This is a genomic window from Pseudomonas sp. PDM21 (assembly GCF_014852505.2).
In the GTDB taxonomy this organism is placed as follows: Bacteria; Pseudomonadota; Gammaproteobacteria; order Pseudomonadales; family Pseudomonadaceae; genus Pseudomonas.
Genome location: NZ_CM181223.1, coordinates 4302578 through 4324773 on the forward strand (window position 1 = coordinate 4302578; position 22196 = coordinate 4324773).

Annotated in this window: 23 protein-coding genes; 8 read left to right on the forward strand and 15 right to left on the reverse strand. The window is 65.9% G+C overall.

Annotation, left to right across the window (positions count from 1 at the left end; all coding sequences use genetic code 11):
* Positions 1–71: 71 nt before the first annotated feature.
* Positions 72–1715, reverse strand: coding sequence for a methyl-accepting chemotaxis protein (locus IB275_RS19615; RefSeq protein WP_405308259.1), 1644 nt, complete (start codon positions 1713–1715; stop codon positions 72–74).
* A 64-nt stretch (positions 1716–1779) separates the two neighbouring features.
* On the reverse strand, positions 1780–2121 hold the full coding sequence (locus tag IB275_RS19620) for a hypothetical protein (RefSeq protein WP_192294994.1): 342 nt from the start codon (positions 2119–2121) through the stop codon (positions 1780–1782).
* Positions 2122–2312: 191 nt separating this feature from the next.
* Here IB275_RS19620 and dusA point away from each other — a divergent pair, with 191 nt between their 5' ends.
* Positions 2313–3317, forward strand: a complete 1005-nt coding sequence (gene dusA / locus IB275_RS19625; protein ID WP_192294995.1) for a tRNA dihydrouridine(20/20a) synthase DusA — start codon at positions 2313–2315, stop codon at positions 3315–3317.
* Positions 3318–3379: 62 nt separating this feature from the next.
* On the forward strand, positions 3380–4300 hold the full coding sequence (tal, locus tag IB275_RS19630; RefSeq protein ID WP_192294996.1) for a transaldolase: 921 nt from the start codon (positions 3380–3382) through the stop codon (positions 4298–4300).
* Positions 4301–4374: 74 nt separating this feature from the next.
* On the opposite strand, the gene rssC is transcribed toward tal, so the two are convergent.
* The 4 genes from rssC to IB275_RS19650 form a co-directional block, all read right to left on the reverse strand.
* Positions 4375–4857, reverse strand: a complete 483-nt coding sequence (rssC, locus tag IB275_RS19635; RefSeq protein WP_017517513.1) for an anti-sigma factor antagonist RssC — start codon at positions 4855–4857, stop codon at positions 4375–4377.
* Entirely contained in the window at positions 4854–6038 is a 1185-nt protein-coding gene (gene rssB, locus IB275_RS19640; protein ID WP_192294997.1) for a two-component system response regulator RssB, read from the reverse strand. Before rssB ends, rssC begins: the two co-directional genes overlap by 4 nt.
* Positions 6039–6219: 181 nt before the next feature.
* Entirely contained in the window at positions 6220–6924 is a 705-nt protein-coding gene (locus IB275_RS19645) for an MlaA family lipoprotein (RefSeq protein ID WP_192294998.1), read from the reverse strand.
* 115 nt (positions 6925–7039) lie between these two features.
* Positions 7040–7810: a UTRA domain-containing protein gene (locus IB275_RS19650; protein ID WP_192294999.1), complete on the reverse strand. Its 771-nt coding sequence runs from the start codon at positions 7808–7810 to the stop codon at positions 7040–7042.
* Between the two features lie 112 nt (positions 7811–7922).
* Between IB275_RS19650 and pcrP the strand changes: the two genes are divergently transcribed.
* The 3 genes from pcrP to IB275_RS19665 all read left to right on the forward strand — a co-directional run bounded on the left by pcrP (position 7923) and on the right by IB275_RS19665 (position 9586).
* Positions 7923–8666, forward strand: coding sequence for an HAD superfamily inactivated hydrolase PcrP (gene pcrP / locus IB275_RS19655; protein WP_192295000.1), 744 nt, complete (start codon positions 7923–7925; stop codon positions 8664–8666).
* Positions 8663–9244 carry a phosphonate degradation HD-domain oxygenase gene (locus IB275_RS19660; RefSeq protein WP_138214789.1) on the forward strand — a complete coding sequence of 194 codons (582 nt, stop codon included), beginning with the start codon at positions 8663–8665 and terminating at the stop codon, positions 9242–9244. The genes pcrP and IB275_RS19660 overlap by 4 nt, the downstream gene beginning before the upstream one ends.
* A 78-nt stretch (positions 9245–9322) precedes the next feature.
* The gene (locus IB275_RS19665) at positions 9323–9586 is read left to right on the forward strand and encodes a DUF4404 family protein (RefSeq protein WP_024763885.1); all 264 of its coding nucleotides are present in this window, start codon (positions 9323–9325) and stop codon (positions 9584–9586) included.
* Between the two features lie 75 nt (positions 9587–9661).
* Here the strand turns inward: IB275_RS19665 and queF are convergent, their stop codons facing one another.
* The 5 genes from queF to IB275_RS19690 form a co-directional block, all read right to left on the reverse strand.
* On the reverse strand, positions 9662–10492 hold the full coding sequence (gene queF, locus IB275_RS19670) for an NADPH-dependent 7-cyano-7-deazaguanine reductase QueF (protein WP_192295001.1): 831 nt from the start codon (positions 10490–10492) through the stop codon (positions 9662–9664).
* A 140-nt stretch (positions 10493–10632) separates the two neighbouring features.
* Positions 10633–11340: a copper resistance protein B gene (locus IB275_RS19675; protein ID WP_081518603.1), complete on the reverse strand. Its 708-nt coding sequence runs from the start codon at positions 11338–11340 to the stop codon at positions 10633–10635.
* A gap of 9 nt (positions 11341–11349) precedes the next feature.
* The gene (locus tag IB275_RS19680; protein WP_192295002.1) at positions 11350–13011 is read right to left on the reverse strand and encodes a copper resistance system multicopper oxidase; all 1662 of its coding nucleotides are present in this window, start codon (positions 13009–13011) and stop codon (positions 11350–11352) included.
* Between the two features lie 14 nt (positions 13012–13025).
* A complete protein-coding gene (copI, locus tag IB275_RS19685) occupies positions 13026–13577 on the reverse strand; it encodes a copper-resistant cuproprotein CopI (protein ID WP_192295003.1) in 552 nt (183 codons plus the stop codon).
* A 169-nt stretch (positions 13578–13746) separates the two neighbouring features.
* Entirely contained in the window at positions 13747–13878 is a 132-nt protein-coding gene (locus tag IB275_RS19690; protein ID WP_263864848.1) for a co-regulatory protein PtrA N-terminal domain-containing protein, read from the reverse strand.
* A gap of 126 nt (positions 13879–14004) precedes the next feature.
* Here IB275_RS19690 and IB275_RS19695 point away from each other — a divergent pair, with 126 nt between their 5' ends.
* The gene (locus tag IB275_RS19695; protein ID WP_192295004.1) at positions 14005–14685 is read left to right on the forward strand and encodes a heavy metal response regulator transcription factor; all 681 of its coding nucleotides are present in this window, start codon (positions 14005–14007) and stop codon (positions 14683–14685) included.
* Positions 14682–15998, forward strand: a complete 1317-nt coding sequence (locus IB275_RS19700; protein WP_192295005.1) for a heavy metal sensor histidine kinase — start codon at positions 14682–14684, stop codon at positions 15996–15998. The genes IB275_RS19695 and IB275_RS19700 overlap by 4 nt, the downstream gene beginning before the upstream one ends.
* 197 nt (positions 15999–16195) lie before the next feature.
* On the opposite strand, the gene IB275_RS19705 is transcribed toward IB275_RS19700, so the two are convergent.
* The 4 genes from IB275_RS19705 to IB275_RS19720 form a co-directional block, all read right to left on the reverse strand.
* Positions 16196–16975, reverse strand: coding sequence for an ABC transporter permease (locus IB275_RS19705; RefSeq protein WP_081518608.1), 780 nt, complete (start codon positions 16973–16975; stop codon positions 16196–16198).
* Positions 16972–17904 (reverse strand): ABC transporter ATP-binding protein, encoded by a 933-nt coding sequence (locus IB275_RS19710; protein WP_192295006.1) that lies wholly within the window; start codon positions 17902–17904, stop codon positions 16972–16974. The genes IB275_RS19705 and IB275_RS19710 overlap by 4 nt, the downstream gene beginning before the upstream one ends.
* Positions 17905–18011: 107 nt before the next feature.
* Positions 18012–18629: a glutathione S-transferase gene (locus IB275_RS19715; protein WP_192295007.1), complete on the reverse strand. Its 618-nt coding sequence runs from the start codon at positions 18627–18629 to the stop codon at positions 18012–18014.
* A 159-nt stretch (positions 18630–18788) separates the two neighbouring features.
* Complete coding sequence (locus IB275_RS19720) at positions 18789–19445, reverse strand: transglutaminase-like domain-containing protein (RefSeq protein ID WP_192295008.1); 657 nt, start codon at positions 19443–19445, stop codon at positions 18789–18791.
* A 248-nt stretch (positions 19446–19693) separates the two neighbouring features.
* Here IB275_RS19720 and IB275_RS19725 point away from each other — a divergent pair, with 248 nt between their 5' ends.
* Positions 19694–22129 carry an acyl-CoA dehydrogenase gene (locus tag IB275_RS19725; protein ID WP_192295009.1) on the forward strand — a complete coding sequence of 812 codons (2436 nt, stop codon included), beginning with the start codon at positions 19694–19696 and terminating at the stop codon, positions 22127–22129.
* Positions 22130–22196: the final 67 nt, after the last annotated feature.

The window sequence follows — 22196 nt, forward strand, 5'->3', positions numbered from 1 at the left end:
CCCGAACGCCCGCACCAAGCCGCGTCCAACTCCTTCGCGGCTTTTTTTCGCCTGCGGTTCGGCTTTGGGTCTCAGGCCTCCGGCCGGTAACCCAGACGCAACCCACCCCACTGGCGCCCGCGCACGTAAATCGGCACAGACAGGTCATGCATCAGCTCGCCGGTATCGCGGCAGTAGGTCTGTAGCAACATCGGCTGGTTGTGGCTGCCGCAGCGTACGCCGGTGCGGTCGTTGAACAGGCGCTTGCTGCGACTCTTGAGCATGTCCACCTGCAGGTCGCCGCTCGGCGGATGGCTGAACGCCTGGTTGTGGGTCGGCACATAACCCTCGGCGGTACAGGCGATGGCGAACACCAGCCCCTCGTGGCGTTGCAGCAGATCTTCCTGGATGCGCGGCAGCACCTCGTCGGTGTAGCGATCGAAGCGCGTGCGGAACTTCTGCGGGCGGGTGCCGGGCATCGGCTGGTAGTCGCGGTCGAACAGATCATCGAAGCCGATCCGGCCGTTCTCCATGTCCGTCTCGAACTTCGCGCCGATGGCCTGGGCACCGGCGCGGGCGAGGTCGTAGGCGCGCTGGTGATAGTCGTCCAGCGCGACCTCGGCGAGACGTTCGCTGATGGTCTCCGCCTGGCTTTCCAGCTGCATCGCGGCATCGGCCAGACGGTGGGTCTGCTCATCGCTGGCGCGCAGGTCGCCGCGCACCTGCTCGACGGCAGCGAACAGGCTGTCCAGCTGGTTGCGGTTGATCTCCGCGCCCTCGGCGATCTCGGTGATCTGGGTTTCCACGGTGGCAGCCAGCCCGGCGATATCCTGCAGCTGGCGGCCGGTGCTCTCCACCTGGCTGACGCCCAGGCCCAGGTCATCGGTAAGCTGGCGAATCTGCTCCACCACCTCGCCGGTCTGGCGCTGGATATCCTCGATCATCTGCCCCACCTCGTCGGTGGCCTCGGCGGTGCGCCCGGCGAGCCCGCGAACCTCCTCGGCCACCACGGCGAAGCCACGGCCGTGCTCCCCTGCCCGCGCCGCCTCGATGGCCGCGTTGAGAGCCAGCAGGTTGGTCTGGCTGGCGATGGACTGAATGACCTGGGTGACGCGCTGGATATCCTCGCTGCGCGCATTCAGGGTCTCGATCAGCGCACGGCTGGCGCTGGCGCGCTGGCTCAGCAGACGCATGCAATCGATGGCGGCCTGCAGCTCGCTGCGCCCACTATCACTGCCAGCACGGGCGAGCGTGGCGGCCTCCTTCGCCTGGCGCGCGAGATTCGAGGTAGCCCGCTCGGTGTGGATCATCACTTCGGCGCTACCGACGATCTGCTCGGCGGCCACTACCTGGGACTCCAGCTTTTCCACCAGCCGCTGCACCGAGAACGACACGCCGGCGGCGGACAAAGCATTGCGGCTGGTGCCCTGGGACAGCTCGCGGGTCAGCTCGGCGACGTCCGGCAACACCGCCAGCGCTCCGGCCGGCGCCGCCCGCTCGGGGACGAACCACGGCCCCCAGAGCAGTATCGCGGCAAGCAGCAGGCACACAGACAATGGCCAGCCGCCCAGCGCCTGGGCGATGAACAGCAGCACCAGGCCGCAAGTCTGCAGGGTAAGAATGAGGACGATACGCGGACGCGCGATATCCATGGCAACAGCTCTCTTCTGGCGGGCCCTGCCGCTGCGCAGCGCGGGCACGCTGCCGGGGAGCCCGATTATTCTTGTCAGAGCCATTAGGCCGCCTGCTGCACCCGGCGGCTATCGTTCCTTAGTGGTAGACGAGGCGCTGCTTGAGTCGCTACAGGCAGGTGCGCGCTGCCTGGGTGATCGCATCGTCCGGGCTCGGTGGATTGCGGCGATAGAGCGCCACATCGCTACCCTTGTCCGCCGCCGTCGTCTCCAGCAGCACCTCGGTGCTATCGCCCGAGGCGGCCGGCGCCAGCAGCCGGTAGCCGAACCGGATTTCCCGCACCGCCGCCGAAGGGCGTATAGCCTGCCATTCTGGCAGCAGGCAGGTCATGTAGACCGAGGGCGACTTGCCACTCTCCAGCCGCAACGCCGGCGCCTCCTCCTTCAGCTTGCCCGGCGAAGAACAGGCGGCCAGCAGGATCAGTGGCAGCGTCAACAATAGGGGTTTCATCGAGTGAGATCCTTCTGTCAGGAACCCAGAGGGTAGCAGTTGCATCGATGCGGACCGTCCGGTCAGGTCAAGCCTGTGGCAGACCGCCTGCCGGTTTCCGTGCGCTGCGCCGGCAACCCCGGTAAAATCTCCGCCCTTTCCGTCGGCGCGAGCGATTTCGCGCTCCTAGCGAAGCCAGATATCCAGTACCTATGACCAGCGCAACACCGACTGCCACCAACCGCCCCGAGCCTTCCCGCCGCTTCTCCGTGGCGCCGATGATGGATTGGACCGACCGTCACTGTCGGTACTTCCTGCGCCAGCTTTCCAGCCACGCGCTGCTCTACACGGAGATGGTCACCACCGGTGCCGTGCTGCACGGTGATGCCGCGCGCTTCCTGCGCCACGACGAGTGCGAGCACCCGCTGGCGCTGCAGCTGGGCGGCAGCAACCCGGCAGACCTGGCGGCCGCGGCGAAACTGGCCGAGGAAGCGGGCTACGACGAGGTGAACCTGAACGTCGGCTGCCCCAGCGACCGCGTGCAGAACAACATGATCGGCGCCTGCCTGATGGGCCATCCGGCCCTGGTAGCGGATTGCGTGAAGGCGATGCGTGACGCGGTATCGATCCCGGTGACGGTCAAGCACCGCATCGGCATCAACGGTCGTGACAGCTATGAAGAGCTCTGCGACTTCGTCGGCCAGGTGCGCGACGCCGGCTGCCGCAGCTTCACCGTGCATGCGCGCATTGCCATCCTCGAAGGCCTGTCGCCCAAGGAAAACCGCGAAATCCCGCCGCTGCGCTACGACATCGCCGCGCAGCTCAAGCGCGACTTCGCGGAGCTGGAGATCGTCCTCAATGGCGGCATCAAGACCCTGGAAGAATGCCGCGAGCACCTGCAGGTATTCGACGGCGTGATGCTCGGCCGCGAGGCCTATCACAACCCCTACCTGCTGGCCCAGGTGGACGCCGCGCTTTACGGCTCGCAGGAGCCGGCCATCACCCGCGCCGAGGCCCTGGCGCGGATGCGTCCGTACATCGAGCGGCACATCGCCGAGGGTGGCGCCATGCACCACGTAACCCGCCACGTACTCGGCCTGGCCCAGGGATTCCCAGGGGCGCGGCGCTTCCGCCAGCTGCTCTCGGTGGACGTTCACAAGACCAAGGATTCCCTCGGACTGCTCGATCAGGCCGGAGAACTTCTCGCCGGTCACTGAGTCCCGTTGAGTGGCGCATCGGGCTCGGGTAAGGTCGATGCACTCTCTACGGAAGACGCGCCATGACCTCCAAGCTGGAACAACTCAAACAGTACACCACGGTTGTCGCCGATACCGGCGATTTCGACGCCATTGCCCGCCTGAAGCCGGTGGATGCCACCACCAACCCGTCGCTGCTGCTGAAGGCCGCTGCCCTGCCCCGCTACACCGAGCACCTGGCCCGCGCCACCGAAGGCGCAAAGGGTGACGCCGGCCTGGCCTGCGACCGCTTCGCCGTTGCCGTGGGCAAGGACATCCTGGGCGTGATTCCGGGGCGCATCTCCACCGAAGTGGACGCCCGGCTGTCCTTCGATACCGAGGCCACGCTGCAGCGCGCCCATCGCCTGATCGAGCTGTACGACCAGCAGGGCATTGGCCGCGACCGCGTACTGATCAAGATCGCCTCCACCTGGGAAGGCATTCGCGCCGCCGAGCAACTGGAGCGCGAAGGCATCCAGACCAACCTGACCCTGCTGTTCTCCTTCGCCCAGGCTGCGGCCTGCGCCGACGCCGGCGTATTCCTGATCTCGCCCTTCGTCGGGCGCATCTATGACTGGTACAAGAAGGCCAACAACCGCGACTACGTGGGCGCGGAAGATCCAGGCGTGCAGTCGGTCTCGCGCATCTATCGCTACTACAAGGCTAACGGTTACGAGACCGTGGTGATGGGCGCCAGCTTCCGCAACCTCGGACAGATCGAGCAGCTCGCTGGCTGCGACCGCCTGACCATCAGTCCGGACCTGCTGCAACTGTTGGCCGACGCCGAAGGCGAACTGCCGCGCGCTCTGCAGCCGGGCGGCGGCGAAGCCCGCCAGGTGCTGGACGAGAGCGCCTTCCGCTGGCAGATGAACGAAGACGCCATGGGCACCGAGAAGCTGGCCGAAGGCATCCGCCTGTTCGCCCGCGACCAGGAGAAGCTCGAGGCGCTGCTCGCCGGCCGCTGAGCGCGGCAAACGCTGTAGACGAGCAAAAGCAAACCGGCGCCCCAGGGCGCCGGTTTGCATTGGGGCTCATCGAATCAGTGGCGCTCGAGCGCGCTCACCAGATCATGGAAGGCCTCACGGTTGGTCTCGTTCAGGCCCATCAGGATACGGTGGGCTTCGAGCACCTTGCCGCGCACCACCTCCTCGGACTGGTCCTGGGGAGGCAGATCGGTCAGGCAATCCGAGCACGGAATCGGGCGATCGACGATGTTGAACACCTGGTCGAAGCCCATCGACTGCAGCAGCCGGGTGATGTCCGCGTTGGTGGTGACCAGCGTGGGCAACAGGCCGACCTTCTGCCGCGAGAGAATGGACAGCTTCGCCAGGAGGCCCAGCGTGGTGCTGTCGATGCTCTGGGTTTCCGTGAGATCGATGATGATCGCCGAGAAATTCAACGCAGCGAAGATTTTTTCAATGGTGGCATCCAGCGCCGAACACAGGGTCAGTCGGACTTCGCCCACAAACTTCAGGACAAATGAGCCATCCTGCTCGGCGAACTGGATTTTACCGGTACTCATGCAAGGTTCCTGCTCAACACCAGCAAGGCAATATCATCCGGCATCTCGGACAACTTGGCCAGTCCGAAGACTTGACGCAGGCCATCGAGGGTTCCGCCGGCGGCGACGACCTGCTCGGGCAGGGCCGTCTCCTTTTCCTTCAGCGTAGCTCCCGGAAGGACGTCGAGAATGCCGTCCGAGAACAGGGAAAGGCTGAAGGACTTGGGAAGATCGAGGACATGATCCTCGTAAGTCGCTTCGTCGAACAGCCCCACTGGAAGGCCACGGCCTTCCAGATAACGGGCTTCGCCGTCGACATAAAGCACAGGCAGCGGCAGATGACCGCCGATGCTGTAGGTCAGACGGTCGGTATCCAGGTCGATCACGCCACCCAGCATGGTTACGTGCTTGCCCAGGTTGCAGTTGATCAGCCCGCGGTTGATGTGACCGAGGACGTCCGACGGCTTGAATTCCGGCAACATGTCGTTGCGTTTGGACTCGTACAACAACCGCGTGGTCATGAACTTCAGCAGCACGGTGACGAAGGCGGACGAAGCACCGTGGCCGGAAACGTCGGCCAGGTAGAAGCCGATGCGGCGGGCGTCCACGCGGAAGTAGTCGACGAAGTCACCCGACAGGTACAGCGACGGGATGATCTGGTGGGCGAAGGCCAGGCCTTCGGATTCCCATGGCGTCTCCGGCAGCATGTTCATCTGCACCTGGCGACCGGCGTTCTGGTCTTCCTGGAGCAGGTTCAGGCTGGCCTGCAGCTCGCGGTTGGCGGTTTCCAGCTTTTCGCGGTAGCGGCGGTTTTCCGAGCGCAGGTAGGCGCGATCCAGAGCACGGCGAACCGAGTGCTCCAGGACGGCGAGATCTTCCAGCGGCTTGATCAGGTAGTCGGCGGCGCCCAGGCGCAGGGCCTCGACGGCGTCGCTCATGACGCCGGCGCCGGACAGCACGATCACCGGGGTTTCCACCGCCATCTCGGTGACGCGACGGATCAGCTCGAGGCCGTCCATCTGCGGCATGCGCAGATCGCAGATCACCAGGTCGGGGAGTTCGTGCTCGAAGACTTTCAGGCCTTCCAGGCCGTTGGTGGCCTGTGTGACCTTGAATCCGCTGTCTTCCAGGTAGGCGGCGAGGCTTTCGCGGACGACGTCGTCGTCATCGATAATCAGCAGCGAGGCACTGGCTTTGTGCATGGGTCATCCAGGCAAACGGCGCCGGGGTTGTGGTTTGGCGCTCATTCTAGGGAACAGCGGCGCGGGTCGGTCGCGACAAGGCGCAGACACTACTCCCATCCGCTCAAGGGTTCAAGCAGGCGCAGTCCGCACCACGAATGGCGCGGGCTGGAGGACAGGTAAGGTCTGCGTGCAAGGCCGATCAGAAGTCGTCTTCGACCTCGCCGTCCTTGACCTTGAACTCGCGGTTCTGCAGGTAGGCGTTGCGGATGAAGGTGTACTTGTCGCCGCTGATCAGCTTCTCGGACTTGAGCAGGTCGGCGCGGGTGTCGACCACGTCCACGGCACGCATGCTGTTACGAACCGGCACATTGTCGATGTACGGATACGGGCCGGTGTAGGAGTCCGGGATCAGCGAAGGGGCATCGCGCAGGGTGCTCGGGCCCAGCAACGGCAGCATCACATAGGGCCCGCTGCCCACGCCGTAATGGCCGAGGGTCTGGCCGAAGTCTTCGTCGTTGCGGCGCAGGCCCATGTGGGTGGCCACGTCGAAGACGCCAGCCAGGCCGAAGGTGGTGTTGAACAGCAGGCGGCTGGTATCGACGCCGGCATTGTGGAATTTCAGCTGCAGCAGGTCATTGACCAGATTCTTCACGTCACCGATGTTGCCGAAGAAGTTGTGCACGCCGTCCTGCACGAAGTTCGGCGTGACGTACTGGTATCCCTGGGCCAGCGGCTTGAGCGCATAGGTGTCCAGGGTGTCGTTGAAGGTGAAGATCGGGCGGTTGACGCTTTCCCACGGGTCGTCTTCGCTGGCAGCCTGCGCTAGGAACGGAATGGTGGCAAGGCCAGCGGCGGCGAGCAGGCTGAAGCAGCGTTTCGTCCATTGGACGCCTAGTGGGCGCATCGGGAATTCTCCAGTAAATGTCTATCGGGCCAGCCATGGCGGCCCCGCTATGCGGGCAGAGTATATAGAGGCGCAACGGTTTTGCAGACCCGGACCGTTCTCACAGGATTTCGATTCAGGGGTGCAGGATGCCGTTTCGCTTGCTTCCAGTTGAAAGCATAGTGCCACTTCCGTCGGGATACCGTGCGTCGATGACAATTTCCAGAGCGTCGGAGCGCCAGAACTCCTGGTCCCACTCCACCAGCCGGCCGTCTTCCAAATAGCTGGAGCGCTCCACGTACAGCCCCGGCGAGCCCGGCGTCAGTTGCAGCGGCGTCGCCCGCGCCTCTACCAGCGCCGTGGAGTGCATGGCCAACTCGGAGCGAGACAGGCTCAGCCCCAACTCCTCGCGCAGCACGCGGGTGAGCGAGGTATCCAATTCGTGATCGAGCAGGCCTGCGCACCAGCTGGCGTCCAGGGTGATTTCCTCTAGCATCACCGGCCGCTCGTCGACCCAGCGACGGCGCAGGATGCGGAATACCTCGGCCTCTTCAGCCAACCCCATGCGCCGCGCCAATGCCGGCCCGGCCGCGCGGCGTTCGGCGGCCAGGACCTCGGTACGCGGCACGCGACCCTGGGCCTCGACGTAATCCATGAAACCCGTGGTGCGCGTCGGGTTGTAGCGGATGCGCGGCGGGGAGACGAACCAGCCACGGCGGTTCTCCCGGTACAGCAATCCCTCGGTCTCCAGTTGCTGCAGCGCCTCGCGCAGGGTCACTCGGGTGCAACCGAAGCGCTCCGCCAGCTCGCGCTCGGCGGGCAGGCGCTGGCTCAGGGCGACGTTAGCGATGTCCTGCGCCAGCTGATCGCGGATGCGCAGGTAATGAGGCATGGGTTCGACCGGCATGGGCGTCTTCCGCAAAAAGGCGCGGCGATTATAACGGCATGGCGGCGGACTTCATCGGACCGTCACATTGGCCCGCTAGTCTGGCCTAGACCAATTACCAGAAAAGCCCACCATGCCTGCGACCGCCGACCTTCCGCGCTTCACTTCCCTACTGTTCGGACTGTCGGGCGACCTGGTGGACTTCGGCGCAAGGACGCTGCCGATTGCCCTGCAACGTACCTGCCCCGATTGTCCGCCGGAACGCCTGACCAGCGCTGTGACCTTGCCCCCGCAGGACGCGCTGGACCTTGCCCTGGGCCGTCCCGCCGATGCCCAGGAGCGCAACCGCTTCCAGTCCGCCCTGGACGACGCTGCCCAGGCCCACGCCGAGGCGACTCCCGGCGCCCTGGACGCCCTGCAGACGTTGAACCAGCGCGGCGTGCCCTGCGCCTGGCTCGATGAGCTGCCCAACGCCACCACGGTGCACCTGGCCGCCGCCCTCGACGACCGCCTCGCCACCGGCCTGGACATCGCCGGGCGCCAATGGCCCGCACCGGACTCCTGCTGGCAGGCGCTGATGCAGCTGGACAGCCCGCACCTGGACGGCTGCGTGCTGGTCAGCGGCCAGCCCCGCCTGCTCCAGGCGGGCCTCAACGCCGGCCTGTGGACCATCGGCCTGGCCGCCAGCGGTCCGCTTTGCGGCCACGCGCCGGGAGACTGGGACGCCCTCGGCAACCTCGACCGCGACCGCCTGCGCGCCCAGGCGACGCTGGGCCTGTACCGCCTCGGCGTGCACTCGGTCATCGATCATCTGGGCGAGCTGGATTCCTGCCTGCAGGACATCGCCGGTCGCCGCCTGAAAGGAGAAAAGCCATGAAGCACGAACGCCACCGCTTCCTCGACGAGTTGGCCGAGCGCTTCGCCAGCCACGGCGCAGAGCCTTACGGCGAGGCCGTCAGCCAGGCCGAACACGCCTTGCAGTGCGCCACCCTGGCCGAGCGCGCCGGTTGTTCCGACAGTCTGGTGATCGCTGCCCTGCTCCACGACATCGGCCACCTGTATGAAGACCCGCAATTGATTGATGAACAGGACCAGCGTCACGAGGAGTTCGGCGCCAACCTGCTGCGCGAGCTGCTGCCCGAATCCGTCTGGCAGCCGATCCGCCTGCACGTGGCCGCCAAGCGCTACCTCTGCGCTGTCGATCCGGCCTACCACGCCGGGTTGTCCTGGGCTTCGCGGCAGAGCCTGGCGCTGCAGGGCGGGCCGTTCGACGAGCGCGGCTCCAGCGCCTTCCTCAACGCGCCTTTCTCCCAGGACGCGCTGACCCTGCGCCGGCTGGATGACCTGGGCAAGGACCCGGCCATGCGCACGCCGGAGCTGGAACACTTCTTCCCGCTGCTCGAACGTCTCCTGCGAATTGATCGGCATCAGGCAAGGGTGCGCGCGGCGAGTTAAGCTCAAAGGCATGGCGATGGACCTTTTCCCCGCCGGGCGAGGTCCATCTTTGGGTACGTACCGCAGAAGGACACCACCATGCCGACACAACGCCTCCAGGAAGAACTCCAGGCCCTGCGCGACCAGCTGGAGCGACAGCCGCCGCTGAATGCGGAAGAGCGCGAATCGCTGCAAGCCCTGATCAAGGACATCGAGTTGCAGCTGGCCAACGAAGAGGCGCTGGCCGACGAGACCCTGATGGACAACGTCAACCTGGCCGTGGAGCGCTTCGAGGCGAGCCATCCGACGCTGGCCGGCACGCTGCGCTCCATCGTGCAGAGCCTGGCGAACATGGGGATCTGATCCCTGATTCGCTTCCACCAGACAAGAAAAACCCGGCCGCGGCCGGGTTTTTCGTATCCGCGTTTTACCGAAGCCTTATTGGCGCACCAACCGGCGATTGTCCGGCTGCACGGCTTCGCTGCTGCGGTAGGGATTGATGTCCAGTCCGCCACGGCGCACGTAGCGTGCATAGACAGTCAGGCGGGTCGGTTGCAGCAGGCGCTGCAGGTCGAGGTAGATGCGCTCGACGCACTGCTCGTGGAAATCCTGGTGTTGGCGGAAGGACACGACATAGGCCAGCAGGCTCGCGGCATCCAGCACCGGACCACTGTATTCCACGACCAGGGTGCCCCAATCCGGCTGGCCGGTGACCGGGCAGTTGGATTTGAGCAGGTGGCTGTAGAGCACTTCGTCGACACGGCGGGTGTCATCGCAGCGCAGCAGCTCCGGGCGCGGGTGGTCGTAGCTCTCCACCGCGACGTCCAGGTCGTCGACGCAGGTGCCCTCGATGACGGCCACGCCCTCGCTCGCCACGTCGTCCAGACCACGCACACGCACGCCCACCGGCGCGCCAGCGGCGGCGGACAGGTCGCGCTCCATTACCGCGCGCACGGCATCGGCATTGTCGAAAGCGTTCTGGTTCAGCGAGTTGAGGTAGAGCTTGAAAGACTTGGATTCGATAATGTTCGGCGACTGCGCCGGGATCGCGAACTCGCCGATGGCCACCACCGGCTTGCCCGACGCAGTCAGCCAGGACAGTTCGTAGCAGTTCCACAGGTCCACGCCCTGGTACGGCAGGGTCTGGGCGGTCAGGCCCAGCTCCGCCCACTTGGTGGTGCGGGAGATCGGGAACAGCAGCTCCGGCGCATAGGTGGAGACGTATTCGCTGGATTTGCCCAGGGGCGAGTGTTCGGCGGGATGCTGCATGGGGATGACCTGCTGGATCGGCGATGCGGGTGGTGGCGCGAGGCGGCGAGTGTATACAAATCCGCCGCCCCTTTCAGCAGGCGGCAGACGAGGCGACCACTTCGACGCCCTGGGCATGCGCCCATCCTACGTAGAGCCAATCAGAACCACATGCGCACACCGGCGACCCAGTACCCCTCCTCGTCGTCCTCGCCCTCCGCGCGGGCGAGATCACCGCTGCGGCCGTAGGTCTTGCTCCAGACGTAACCAAAGTACGGCGCGAACTCCCGGCGCACTTCGTAGCGCAGGCGCAATCCTGCTTCCAGTTCACTGCCCCCGGCGCCCACGCCGATGTCGCGGTCATCGGCCAGCGCCAGGTTGTATTCCAGCGAGGGTTCGAGGATCAGCCGCTGGGTCAGCAGCAGTTCGTACTCGGTCTCCAGCCGCAAGGACGGATCGCCGCGCTCACTGAGGAACAGGTTGGCGTCCACCTCGAACCACTGTGGCGCCAGGCCCTGGATACCCAGTACCGCATAACTGCGCGACGGTCCCGGCTGGTCGTCGTGGCGCACGCCCACCTGCCAGTCCCAGAAGTCCGCGACCATGCGCTGGTAGAGCAGCTGCACCTCGTTGTCGGTGGTCGGGCCGCCGGCGTCGCGCTCGCCTTCCAGCTTCAGGCGCAGCTTCTGGTAGTCGGTGCCGTACCAGCCCTGAGCTTCCCAGCCCAGCGCCTGATCGTTGCCGTGGAAGCGGCTTTCCAGGCGCTGTATCAGCAGCGAGCCCATGGGCATGTCGTCCATCTCGGCACTTTCTGCGGGCAAGGCCAGGCCCAGGGTCGCCGCGCAGGCCACCGTTGCTATGCGTTTCATGGCGGTTCCTCAGAGGCTGGCGCTGGCGGGAGCCGGCTCGACTATGACCTTGCGCATCATGCCGGCGGCCATGTGGTAGATCAGGTGGCAGTGGAAGGCCCATTCGCCCAGCGCATCGGCGGGCACGTCGACGTCCAGCGTGCTGCCCGGCGCCACGCTGACCACGTGCTTAAGCGGGTTGAAGCGGCCGTTGCCCTTGTCCAGCTGCATCCACATGCCATGCAGGTGCATGGGGTGGGTCATCATGGTGTCGTTGACGAAGCGGATGCGCACCCGCTCGCCGTAGGTCAGGCGGATCGGCTCGGCCTCGGAGTACTTCTTGCCGTCGATGGACCAGAAGTAGCGCTCCATGTTGCCGGTCAGGCGGAACTCGATGGTGCGGTCCGGCGCGCGGTAATCGGCATAGGGGCGCATGGCCTTGAGGTCCGCGTAGACCAGCAGGCGGTTGCCCGGCTCGGCCGGCTGCGGCGTCAGCCCGCTGCCCGGTGCGTAGTCGGACTTCGGCGCAGCCATGGCCGAGTGATCCATGCCCGCCATCTGCGAGTGGTCCATGCCGGCCATGCCTGCATCGTTCGAATCACCGCCCTGCCCAGCCATCGCCATTCCACTGTGATCCATGCCCTCGTGGCTCATGCCCATGTCGGCCATGGTCAGCAGCGGCCGCTCGCGCAGCGCCGGCACCTCGGCCTGCAACCCGGCGCGCGGGGTCAGGGTGGCGCGGGCGTAGCCGCTGCGGTCCATGGCCTCGGCGAAGAAGGTGTAGGCGCGGTCTTCCTGCGGCTGGACGATCACGTCGTAGGTCTCGGCCACGGCGATGCGCAATTCGTCCACCGTCACCGGCTGCACGTCGTTGCCGTCGGCCTGCACCACGGTCATTTTCAGGCCGGGAATGCGCAGGTCGAAGTAGCTCATGCCCGAGCCGTTGATGATGCGCAGCCGCACCCGTTCGCCGGGCTTGAACAGGCCGGTCCAGTTCTGCTCGCTGTCCTGGCCGTTGACCAGGAAGCGGAAGCCGGCGATGTCGGCGATGTCCGTCGGCGTCATGCGCATGCCGCCCCAGTCCAGGCGGTCGCGCAGGGTTGCCATGAAGCCCTTGGCGCTAGAGTCGGCGATGAAGTCGCCGAGGGTGCGCGGGTTGCGGTTGTAGTAGTCGCTCTGCTTCTTCAGGTTGGCGAACACGGTCTCCGGTCGGGTGTCGTGCCAGTCGGCCAGCAGCAGGGTGTACTCGCGGTCGTAGCGGTACGGCTCGCGAGCCTTCGGCTCGATCACCAGCGGGCCGTAGAGCCCCTCGATTTCCTGGAAGTCGCTGTGGGCGTGGTACCAGTAGGTGCCGGACTGTTTCACTGTGAAGCGGTAGGTGAAGGTCTCGCCAGGCTTGATGCCGGGGAAGCTGATGCCCGGCACGCCGTCCTGGGTGTACGGCAGGATCAGCCCGTGCCAGTGCAGCGAGGTGTCGCGGTCAAGGGTGTTGGTGACGCGCAACTCGACGTCCTCGCCCTCCTTGAAGCGCAGTTCCGGCGCGGGCGTGCGGCCATTCACCGTGAGCGCCTTGCGGGCGCCGTCGGACAGCTTCAGCTCGCCCTCGCCAATCGTCAGGTCATACACGCCCGCCTGCACCGCCAACGGTGCCAGCAGCAACGCCCCCAGAGCCCACTCCCTTGCGCGGATCATCACGGCGCTCCCGCTCAGGGCTTGACGGTCAGTTTGCCGACCATGCCGGCCTGGTAGTGGCCCGGAATGTTGCAGGCAAACTCCAGGCTGGTGGCCTTGCTGAAGGTCCAGGTCAGCTCGGCGGTCTTGCCCGGTTCCACCAGCACGCTGTTGGGGTCGTCGTGCTTCATCAGCCGGTCCATCGGCTTATCGCCATGGCCCATCTTACTGTGGTCCATCTGGCTCATGTCGTGCTGCATGCCGGTGGAGGTGAGCATCCCGGAATCCATCATCTGCTGCATTTCCTTCTGGTGGCCGGCGTGCATGGCCGCGCTGCCCAGGTTGAATTCGTGCAGCAGGCTGCCCGTGTTGTGGATGACGAAACGCACGGTCTCGCCCGGCTTCACGTCGATGCTTTCGGGCTCGAAGAACATCTCGTCCAGCTTGATATCGACGGTGCGGGTGGCCTGAGCAGCCTTGGCCGGCTCGCCGAAATCGTAGGCGCGCCCGGCGTCGGCCAGGGCCGGCAGGCTGATGGCGGCGACGAGGCCAAGGACGGAGGCTTGGAGCAGATGACGCAGGGACATGGCGACTCTCCTTTAAGGTCTGTGGCCATGGTCGCTGCCGGCGGCTGAGGGCTAGCTGTCGGGAAGATTACAACTCTGTCAGCTTGGCGCTCGCCTGCGTGGCGCGAGGTATAAAGAGGGCGAAAAAAAGCCCGCCAGAGGCGGGCAAGGGGCAGCACGATGAATCGGATTAGCAGGCCTGGTGCACCGTGGCGGCCTGCTCCTGCATACGCTGGAAGGTGATATCCCCTCCCCCGTCAGCCCAGGCTGGCGCGGCGGGGAAGAACAGCACGGCAAACAGCGTGGAGATAATCAGGTGCATGGCGGGCTCCTCGATGACGCTGAAAAATGAACACGCCGCCAGTCTGCAATACCGACACTGTCAGTTCGCTGACCGCCCCATTACCCTGATGACAGCTGCGCCCCGAGCGCCACAAGGGATACCCGGATGAAACTCCTCATCGTCGAAGACGAACCGCGCATCGGCCAGTACCTGCAGCAGGGCCTGAGCGAGGCCGGTTTTGCCGTCGACCTGACTGCCGACGGCGACGAAGGCCTGCAACTGGCCCTGGCCGGCGAACACGACCTGCTGATCCTCGATGTGATGCTGCCCGGCCGCGACGGCTGGCAGATCCTCCAGGCACTGCGCCAGACCGGCAGCGCTGTGCCGGTGCTGTTCCTCACCGCCCGCGATGCCGTGGAAGACCGCGTGCGCGGCCTGGAACTGGGCGCCGACGACTACCTGGTGAAGCCCTTCGCCTTCGTCGAACTGCTGGCCCGCGTGCGCACGCTGCTGCGCCGTGGCGGCCAGCAGATCCAGGAAACCACCCTGCAACTGGCCGACCTCGAAGTGGACCTGCTGCGCCGCCGCGTGCAGCGCGCCGGCAAGCGCATCGACCTGACCGCCAAGGAGTTCGCCCTGCTGGAACTGCTGCTGCGCCGCCGCGGCGAGGTGCTGCCCAAGTCGCTGATCGCCTCCCAGGTGTGGGACATGAATTTCGACAGCGACACCAACGTCATCGAAGTCGCCATCCGCCGCCTGCGCGCCAAGGTCGACGACGACTTCCCGCAGCGCCTGATCCACACCGTGCGCGGTATGGGCTACGTGCTGGAAGAGCGCGAAGCATGAGCGCGCGCCTGTCCCTCGGCCTGCGCCTGAGCCTGCTGTTTGCCGCCTGTACCGCTGCCGTGTCGCTGCTGGCCGGGATCATCTTCAGCCGCGCCAGCGAGGCGCACTTCATCGAACTGGACCACCAGTTGATGGCCGGCAAGCTGGCGATCTTCCGCGACGTACTGGGCGATGTTGGCGGCCCGCAGCAGCTGGCACCGCACACCGCCGAACTGCGCCGCGAACTGCGTCGCCACCCCGACCTCGGCCTGCGCCTGCAGGGCGCGGACGGCGCTACCTGGTTCGAGCAACACCCGGCGATGAACATGGCCACCGGCGAGGAGCAGGCCTTCCGCGAACTGCAGGCCCCGCTGGAGCCTCGGCAACGTGATGGCGCGCAGCTGACGCTGATCCTCGACATCACCCACCACCAGCACTTCCTCCAGCGCATGCAACGGCTGATCTGGATGACCATGGGCCTCTCCGCTCTGGCGACCGCCCTGCTCGGCGCCTGGGCCGCCCGTGCCAGCCTGCGCCCGTTGCGACGCATGAGCGAGGTGGCGGCGCAGGTCAGCGCGCACTCGCTGACCACCCGCCTGGACGCCGGGCAGATGCCGCAGGAACTGCGCGGCCTGGCGGGCGAGCTGAACGCCATGCTGGCGCGCCTGGAAGAGGCCTTCCAACGCCTGTCGGCGTTCTCCGCCGACATCGCCCACGAGCTGCGCACGCCGCTGACCGGGCTGCTGACCCAGACCCAGGTGGTGCTGTCGCGCACGCGCAGCCTGGAGGACTATCGCGAAGCGCTGCACGGCAACCTGGAGGAGCTGGAGCGGCTCACCACGATGGTCAACGACATGCTGTTCCTGGCCAAGGCCGACCACGGCCTGCTCAGCCCCAGCAGCCAGCCGCTGGCGCTGGCCGGCGAGGTGGACGAGCTGCTGGAGTTCTACGGGCCGCTGGCCGAGGAGAAGTCCATCCGTCTGGAGCGCGACGGCGAGCTGTCGGTACAGGGCGACCGCGCGCTGCTGCGCCGGGTGCTGGCCAACCTGCTGGACAACGCCCTGCGCTTCACCCCGGACGGCGGGCAGATTCGCGTACGCCTGGAGCCGGGCCGCCTGAGCGTGGAGAACCCGGGACGGGAGATTCCCGCCGACCGCCTGCCGCGCCTGTTCGACCGTTTCTTCCGCGCCGACCCGGCCCGCCGCGAAGGCCAGGGCGAACATGCGGGGCTGGGGCTGGCGATCTGCCGCTCCATCGTCCACGCCCATGGCGGGGAGATTCGCTGTGAGTCGGCCGAGGGGTGGACGCGGTTCGTCATCGAGTTTCCGGGCTAAGAGCCCCTCACCCTAACCCTCTCCCAAAGGGAGAGGGGACTGTTCGGCACAGGTGGAAACCAAAGTGTCAGCCGGCACGTGCGGCCCCCTCTCCCTCCGGGAGAGGGCTGGGGTGAGGGCAAACCAATGCAGCGAGGTCCCAGCTGGCGCATTAAAAGGCCCCAACCGGGGCCTTTTTCATCAGCGCAACGCGCCGCTCACTGCCGCATGCCGCGCCCGCTCACCAGCAGGCGCACGCAGAAGATGTAGAGCAGCACCGTCGCCACCAGCATGAAGACCACCGCCGTGCCGATACGGATGTCGGACACGCCGAGGATGCCGTAGCGGAAAGCGTTGACCATGTGCAGGATCGGGTTGGCCAACGACACGGTCTGCCAGAACGGCGGCAGCAGCGTGATCGAGTAGAACACCCCGCCCAGGTAGGTCAGCGGTGTCAGCACGAAGGTCGGGACGATGGAGATGTCGTCGAAGTTGCGCGCGAACACGGCGTTGACGAAGCCGCCCATGGAGAAGATTCCGGCGGTCAGCACCACCACCAGCACGGTGATCCCCAGGTGGTGGATCTGCAGGTCGGTGAAGAACAGCGACAGGATGGTGACGATCACGCCCACCGCCAGCCCGCGCAGCACGCCACCGCAGACGAAGCCCAGGAGGATGGTGTGCGGCGACACCGGCGAGACCAGCAGCTCCTCGATGTTGCGCTGGAACTTGCTGCCGAAGAAGCTCGACACCACGTTGCCGTAGGAGTTGGTGATCACCGACATCATGATCAGCCCCGGCACGATGTACTGCATGTAGGTGAAGCCGCCCATGTCGCCGATCTGCCGGCCGATCAGGTTGCCGAAGATGACGAAGTACAGAACCATGGTGATCGCCGGCGGCAGCAGGGTCTGCGGCCAGATGCGCAGGAAGCGGCGGACTTCGCGGTAGACGATGGTGTTGAGGGCGACCCAGTTGGCGCGCAGTTCGTGACTCATACCGCCACCTTCGACAGATTCTTCTCCACCAGCGACACGAACAGTTCCTCCAGGCGGTTGCTCTTGTTGCGCAGGCTCAGCACCTGCAGGCCCTGGGCGTTGAGCTGGACGAACAGCCCGTTGATGCCCAGCGACTTGTCCACCTGCACTTCCAGGGTGTGGTCATCCACAAGGCGCACCGGGTAGCCGTCCAGCTTCGGCGCCGCGCTCAGGGTGCCCTGCAGGTCTAGGTAGAAGGTCTCCACGTGCAGCTTGTTCAGCAGCTTGCGCATGCTGGTGTTCTCCACGATGGTGCCGTGGTCGATGATCGCGATGTTGCGGCACAGCTGCTCGGCCTCCTCCAGGTAGTGCGTGGTGAGGATGATGCTGATGCCTTCGCCATTAAGCTCGGTGAGGAAGTTCCACATCGAGCGGCGCAGCTCGATGTCCACGCCAGCGGTGGGTTCGTCGAGGATCAGCAGACGCGGCTCGTGCACCAGCGCGCGGGCGATCATCAGGCGGCGCTTCATGCCGCCGGAGAGCTCGCGCGAGGCGGAGTTGCGCTTGTCCCACAGGCCCAGCTGGGTCAGGTACTTCTCGGCGCGGCCCTTGGCCACGCTCATCGGGATGCCGTAGTAGCCGGCCTGGGTGACGACGATGTCGAACACCTTCTCGAACTGGTTGAAGTTGAATTCCTGGGGCACCACGCCGAGGCAGCGCTTGAGGCCATACGGGTCCTTGTCCAGATCATGACCGAACACGTTGACCGTGCCGCTGGTCTTGTTCACCAGGGTGGAGAGGATCCCGATGGTGGTGGATTTGCCGGCGCCGTTGGGGCCCAGCAAGGCAAAGAAATCGCCCTCGGCGACGTCCAGATCGATGCCCTTGAGGGCCTGGAAGCCGTTGCCGTAGGTCTTCGTCAGTTGACGGATGGACAGCGCGGAACTCATGGGTTTTCCCGTTGCAAGTCGGTGGAAAGACGCATGTCTTTGGAAAAAAGGCCTGCTTGATAAGGGTACGCCGCGAGGATTGCAACCTCCGGGGCACGCGCAGGCATTCAGGTCAGGTCGGTCATCACTGCCGCACGGTAGGCCGGGCGGGCCTTCAGGCGCGCGTACCAGGCTTCGAGATGCGGCTGTGCCGGGCGCTCGATGGGCATTTCGAACCAAGCATAGATGAAGCTGCCCAGCGGAATGTCACCCATGCCGAATTGTTCGCCGGTGAGGTACGGCTGTTTCGCCAGCGTCGCCTCGGGGACCGCCAGCAGACCCACGCAGGTATCGATGGCGACCTGGATGGCGGCGGCGTCGCGTTGCTCCGGCGGGGTGCGCAGGGTACCCCAGAACACGGTGCGGAACGGCGCAGCGAAGGATGAGGTGGTCCAGTCCATCCACTTCTCGGCGCTGGCGCGTTGCTGCAGGTCCTGCGGGTACAGGTCCGGGGCATAGCGCGCGGCAAGGTAGCGGACGATGGTGTTGGACTCCCAGAGCACGAAGCCGTCGTCGTCCAGGGTCGGCACCACACCGTTGGGGTTCAGCGAGCGATAGGACTCGTCGTTGACCAGGCCGAAAGCGCCGCCGGCGTCGATCCGTTCATAGGCCAGCCCGGCCTCTTCCGCGCACCAGAGCGCCTTGCGCACGTTGGAGGAATTCTTCCGACCCCAGATCTTGAGCATGCTGCGCCTCTCTTGTTGTCGTCATCGGATGAAGGCACGGCCTGAAGGCGTGACTTCGGATGACGGCACCCTACCGGCTAAGGCGCGAGGAAAAAAGACACACGTACTGATGGTTACTATCGATTGCGTTCATGGCGATTGCGTTCATGGCGATCGCGCTCATGTGAACGCTTCACTGCGCATGTCGCCGTCCAGCGGCGCGTCCTCGCCGGTGAACAGGTGCGGGTAGCACTGCTTGAGGTAGCCGAAGAAGAACTCCTCGGGCACATCGGGGAACTGGCCGTGGTCGCGCAGGTACTCCATGTGCCGTTCACCTTCGCGGTTGAACGGGTGGAAGACGCTGTCGTTGCGCCCGTCGAACTCCAGCGGCAGCACGCCGAAGGCTTCGCACAGGCCGATGTCGAAGGCCGGCGTGGCCTTGACCCAGCGGCCTTCGAGGAACAGCTCGGTGTAGCCGTGCATGGCGAACACTTCGCTGCGCAGCAGTTCCAGCAGGCGCGGCGTGGCCAGGTGGTTCTTCACGTCGGCCAGGCCGATGCGCGCGGGGATGCCGCAATGCCGGGCGCAGGCCGCCAGCAACGTAGCCTTGGGCACGCAGTAGGACTGCCCGGCCCCAAGCGCATGGCTGGCCTTGAGCGTCTGCGGGTCGCGGCTGAACACGTAGGGGTTGTAGCGAATCTGGTCGCGCACCGCGTAATACAGGGCCACCGCCTGCTCCAGCGGAGTGCCGCCGTCGCCCCGGTGATTTAGAGCGAACTCGATTACCCCGGGGTGGTCACTATCAACGAAGCGGCTGGGCTTGAGGTATTGCTGCATGGCGCTGTCTCCGGGCATTTCATCCTTGATGTCGGCCCCAGTCTAACCAGCGCAGGCTCCTGACCGACAAGGCGATCCGGCCAAGCTGTCCGGCCATGCGGCCATCGGTCCGATTCGCCCAGCTAAGCTTCCGGTGCATGGCGGAGGGGGCTCCCACCGGGAATACCTGCCGCTGTGTTCGCGCACTTTCGTCACCAAGCTCGCCGCGGCCTGCTCTCGCCGGGGCTGGCTGTCATGGAGGAATCCGCATGCTGCTCGTCTGGTTACTCGTCCTGATCCTCGGCGTCGCCTGGCTCGCGCACCGCCGCGCCGCCCCCCTGAAGGCACTCGGCATCGTCGCCGTGTACCTGGCACTGATGAGCCTGTTCAGCCACGCCCATGGCTGGATGGTGCTGTTGTGGCTGCTCTGGGCCGTGGTCGCGGTGACCATTCTGGCCACCGACCTGCGCCGCAGCCTGTTCACCTCGCGGCTGTTCGCCTGGTTCAAGAAGACCCTGCCACCGATGTCCGAGACCGAGCGCGAGGCCATCGAGGCCGGCACCGTCTGGTGGGATGGCCAGCTGTTCAGCGGCCGCCCGGACTGGCACACCCTGCTGGGCTATCCCAGGGCGCAATTGACCGAAGAGGAACAGGCCTTCGTCGACGGCCCCACCGAGCAGCTCTGCGCGATGATCGACGACTACGAGGTCGGCAAGGCCATGGACCTGCCGCCCGAAGCCTGGGCCTACATCAAGAGCCAGGGCTTCTTCGGCCTGATCATTCCCAAGGAATACGGCGGCAAGGGCTTCTCCGCCTTCGCCCATTCCCAGGTGGTGATGAAGCTCGCCACCCGCAGCGGCGACCTCGCCTCCACCGTGATGGTGCCCAACTCCCTCGGCCCGGCGGAACTGCTGCTGCACTATGGCACCGACGCCCAGCGCCAGCGCTACCTGCCTCGCCTGGCGACTGGCGACGAGATTCCCTGCTTCGCCCTGACCAGCCCGCAGGCCGGCTCCGATGCCGGCGGCATGACCGACGTCGGCGTGGTCTGCAAGGGCCAGTGGGAAGGCGAGGAAGTCATCGGCCTGCGCCTGACCTGGGAGAAGCGCTACATCACCCTCGGCCCGGTGGCCACCCTCCTCGGCCTGGCTTTCAAGTGCCATGACCCGGACCACCTGCTGGGCGAGGAAGAAGACCTCGGCATCACCCTCGCGCTGATCCCCACCGACACCGACGGCGTGCAGATCGGCCGTCGCCACGTACCGCTGGGCGCCGCCTTCATGAACGGCCCGAACTCCGGCAAGGACGTGTTCGTGCCGCTGGAGTACATCATCGGCGGCCAGGAAATGATCGGCAAAGGCTGGATGATGCTGATGAACTGCCTGTCGGTGGGCCGCTCGATTTCCCTGCCGGCGGTGGGCACCAGCGCCGCCAAGGCCGGCAGCTACGTCAGCGGCCGCTACGCCCAGGTGCGCGAGCAGTTCAACGTGCCGCTGTCGGCTTTCGAAGGCATCCAGGAAGCCCTCGCCCGCATCGGCGGCAACGCCTGGATGATGGACAGCGCGCGCATTCTCACCGCCAACGCGGTGGACCTGGGCGAGAAACCCTCGGTGCTCTCCGCCATCCTCAAGTACCACCTCACCGAACGCGGCCGCGAGTGCATCGCCCACGCCATGGACATCCACGGCGGCAAGGGCATCATCATGGGCCCCAACAACTACCTGGGCCGCTCCTGGCAAGCCGCGCCGATCTTCATCACCGTCGAGGGCGCCAACATCCTCTCGCGCAACCTGATGATCTTCGGCCAGGGCGCCATCCGCTGCCATCCGTACGTGCTCAAGGAGATGGAACTGGCCCGCCGCGAGGACCAGGACCAGGCCGAGCGCGAGTTCGACGAGCTGCTGCTCAACCACATCGGCTTCGCCGTCAGTAACGCCGCCAGCAGCCTGCTGCTGGGCCTGGGCTTCGGCAGCTTCGACCAGGTGCCAGGCGACCGTATCAGCCGCCCGTACTACCGTGCGCTGAACCGTCTGGCCGCGTCCTTCGCCCTGCTCGCGGACTTCAGCATGATGCTGCTCGGCGGCGAGCTGAAGCGCCGCGAACGCCTGTCCGCGCGGCTGGGCGATGCGCTGAGCCACCTCTACCTGGGCTCTGCCGCGCTCAAGCGCTACCACGACCTGGACAACCCGGACTACCTGCACCCGCTGCTGCACTGGGCCATGGAGGAAAACCTGGAGAAGGCCGAAGCCGCGCTGGCCGACCTGATCGACAACTTCCCCAACCGCGCCTTTGGGTGCCTGCTGCGCTTGCTGGTGCTGCCGCTGGGCCGTCGCCACCGTGGCCCGAGCGACGCGCTGGATGCCGAGATCGCCCACATCCTCGGCCGCCCGCTGAGCGACCCGGCGCTGCAGGCAATCCTCGCCGGCGCGCACCTGCCCACTGGCGAAGATGATCCGGTCGCCAAGCTCACCCTCGCCTACGACCAGCTCGCTGCCGCGGCTCCCTTGCAGAAGAAGCTGCACAAGGCGCTCAAGGAGCACGGAGTCAATCCCAAGCCAGGGCAGTCGCCCATCGATGCCGCCGCCGAGGCGGGCGTGCTGGAAGCCGCGGAAGCGGAAACCCTGCACGCCGCCGAACGCGCTCGTCGCGCGGTGATCGACGTGGACGATTTTTCAAAAGAAGAACTGGCCGGCAAGGCCGACTGAGCGGCAGCTTTCACGCACGGGGCGCCTTCGGGCGCCTCTTTTTTCTCCGACGCACAGCAATGCCTGC

Coding starts and splice junctions, on each gene's coding strand:
- IB275_RS19615 (WP_405308259.1), bottom strand. CDS start 1,715: ATGGCTCTGACAAGAATAATCGGGCTCCCCGGCAGCGTGCCCGCGCTG.
- IB275_RS19620 (WP_192294994.1), bottom strand. CDS start 2,121: ATGAAACCCCTATTGTTGACGCTGCCACTGATCCTGCTGGCCGCCTGT.
- dusA (WP_192294995.1), top strand. CDS start 2,313: ATGACCAGCGCAACACCGACTGCCACCAACCGCCCCGAGCCTTCCCGC.
- tal (WP_192294996.1), top strand. CDS start 3,380: ATGACCTCCAAGCTGGAACAACTCAAACAGTACACCACGGTTGTCGCC.
- rssC (WP_017517513.1), bottom strand. CDS start 4,857: ATGAGTACCGGTAAAATCCAGTTCGCCGAGCAGGATGGCTCATTTGTC.
- rssB (WP_192294997.1), bottom strand. CDS start 6,038: ATGCACAAAGCCAGTGCCTCGCTGCTGATTATCGATGACGACGACGTC.
- IB275_RS19645 (WP_192294998.1), bottom strand. CDS start 6,924: ATGCGCCCACTAGGCGTCCAATGGACGAAACGCTGCTTCAGCCTGCTC.
- IB275_RS19650 (WP_192294999.1), bottom strand. CDS start 7,810: ATGCCGGTCGAACCCATGCCTCATTACCTGCGCATCCGCGATCAGCTG.
- pcrP (WP_192295000.1), top strand. CDS start 7,923: ATGCCTGCGACCGCCGACCTTCCGCGCTTCACTTCCCTACTGTTCGGA.
- IB275_RS19660 (WP_138214789.1), top strand. CDS start 8,663: ATGAAGCACGAACGCCACCGCTTCCTCGACGAGTTGGCCGAGCGCTTC.
- IB275_RS19665 (WP_024763885.1), top strand. CDS start 9,323: ATGCCGACACAACGCCTCCAGGAAGAACTCCAGGCCCTGCGCGACCAG.
- queF (WP_192295001.1), bottom strand. CDS start 10,492: ATGCAGCATCCCGCCGAACACTCGCCCCTGGGCAAATCCAGCGAATAC.
- IB275_RS19675 (WP_081518603.1), bottom strand. CDS start 11,340: ATGAAACGCATAGCAACGGTGGCCTGCGCGGCGACCCTGGGCCTGGCC.
- IB275_RS19680 (WP_192295002.1), bottom strand. CDS start 13,011: ATGATCCGCGCAAGGGAGTGGGCTCTGGGGGCGTTGCTGCTGGCACCG.
- copI (WP_192295003.1), bottom strand. CDS start 13,577: ATGTCCCTGCGTCATCTGCTCCAAGCCTCCGTCCTTGGCCTCGTCGCC.
- IB275_RS19690 (WP_263864848.1), bottom strand. CDS start 13,878: ATGCACCTGATTATCTCCACGCTGTTTGCCGTGCTGTTCTTCCCCGCC.
- IB275_RS19695 (WP_192295004.1), top strand. CDS start 14,005: ATGAAACTCCTCATCGTCGAAGACGAACCGCGCATCGGCCAGTACCTG.
- IB275_RS19700 (WP_192295005.1), top strand. CDS start 14,682: ATGAGCGCGCGCCTGTCCCTCGGCCTGCGCCTGAGCCTGCTGTTTGCC.
- IB275_RS19705 (WP_081518608.1), bottom strand. CDS start 16,975: ATGAGTCACGAACTGCGCGCCAACTGGGTCGCCCTCAACACCATCGTC.
- IB275_RS19710 (WP_192295006.1), bottom strand. CDS start 17,904: ATGAGTTCCGCGCTGTCCATCCGTCAACTGACGAAGACCTACGGCAAC.
- IB275_RS19715 (WP_192295007.1), bottom strand. CDS start 18,629: ATGCTCAAGATCTGGGGTCGGAAGAATTCCTCCAACGTGCGCAAGGCG.
- IB275_RS19720 (WP_192295008.1), bottom strand. CDS start 19,445: ATGCAGCAATACCTCAAGCCCAGCCGCTTCGTTGATAGTGACCACCCC.
- IB275_RS19725 (WP_192295009.1), top strand. CDS start 19,694: ATGCTGCTCGTCTGGTTACTCGTCCTGATCCTCGGCGTCGCCTGGCTC.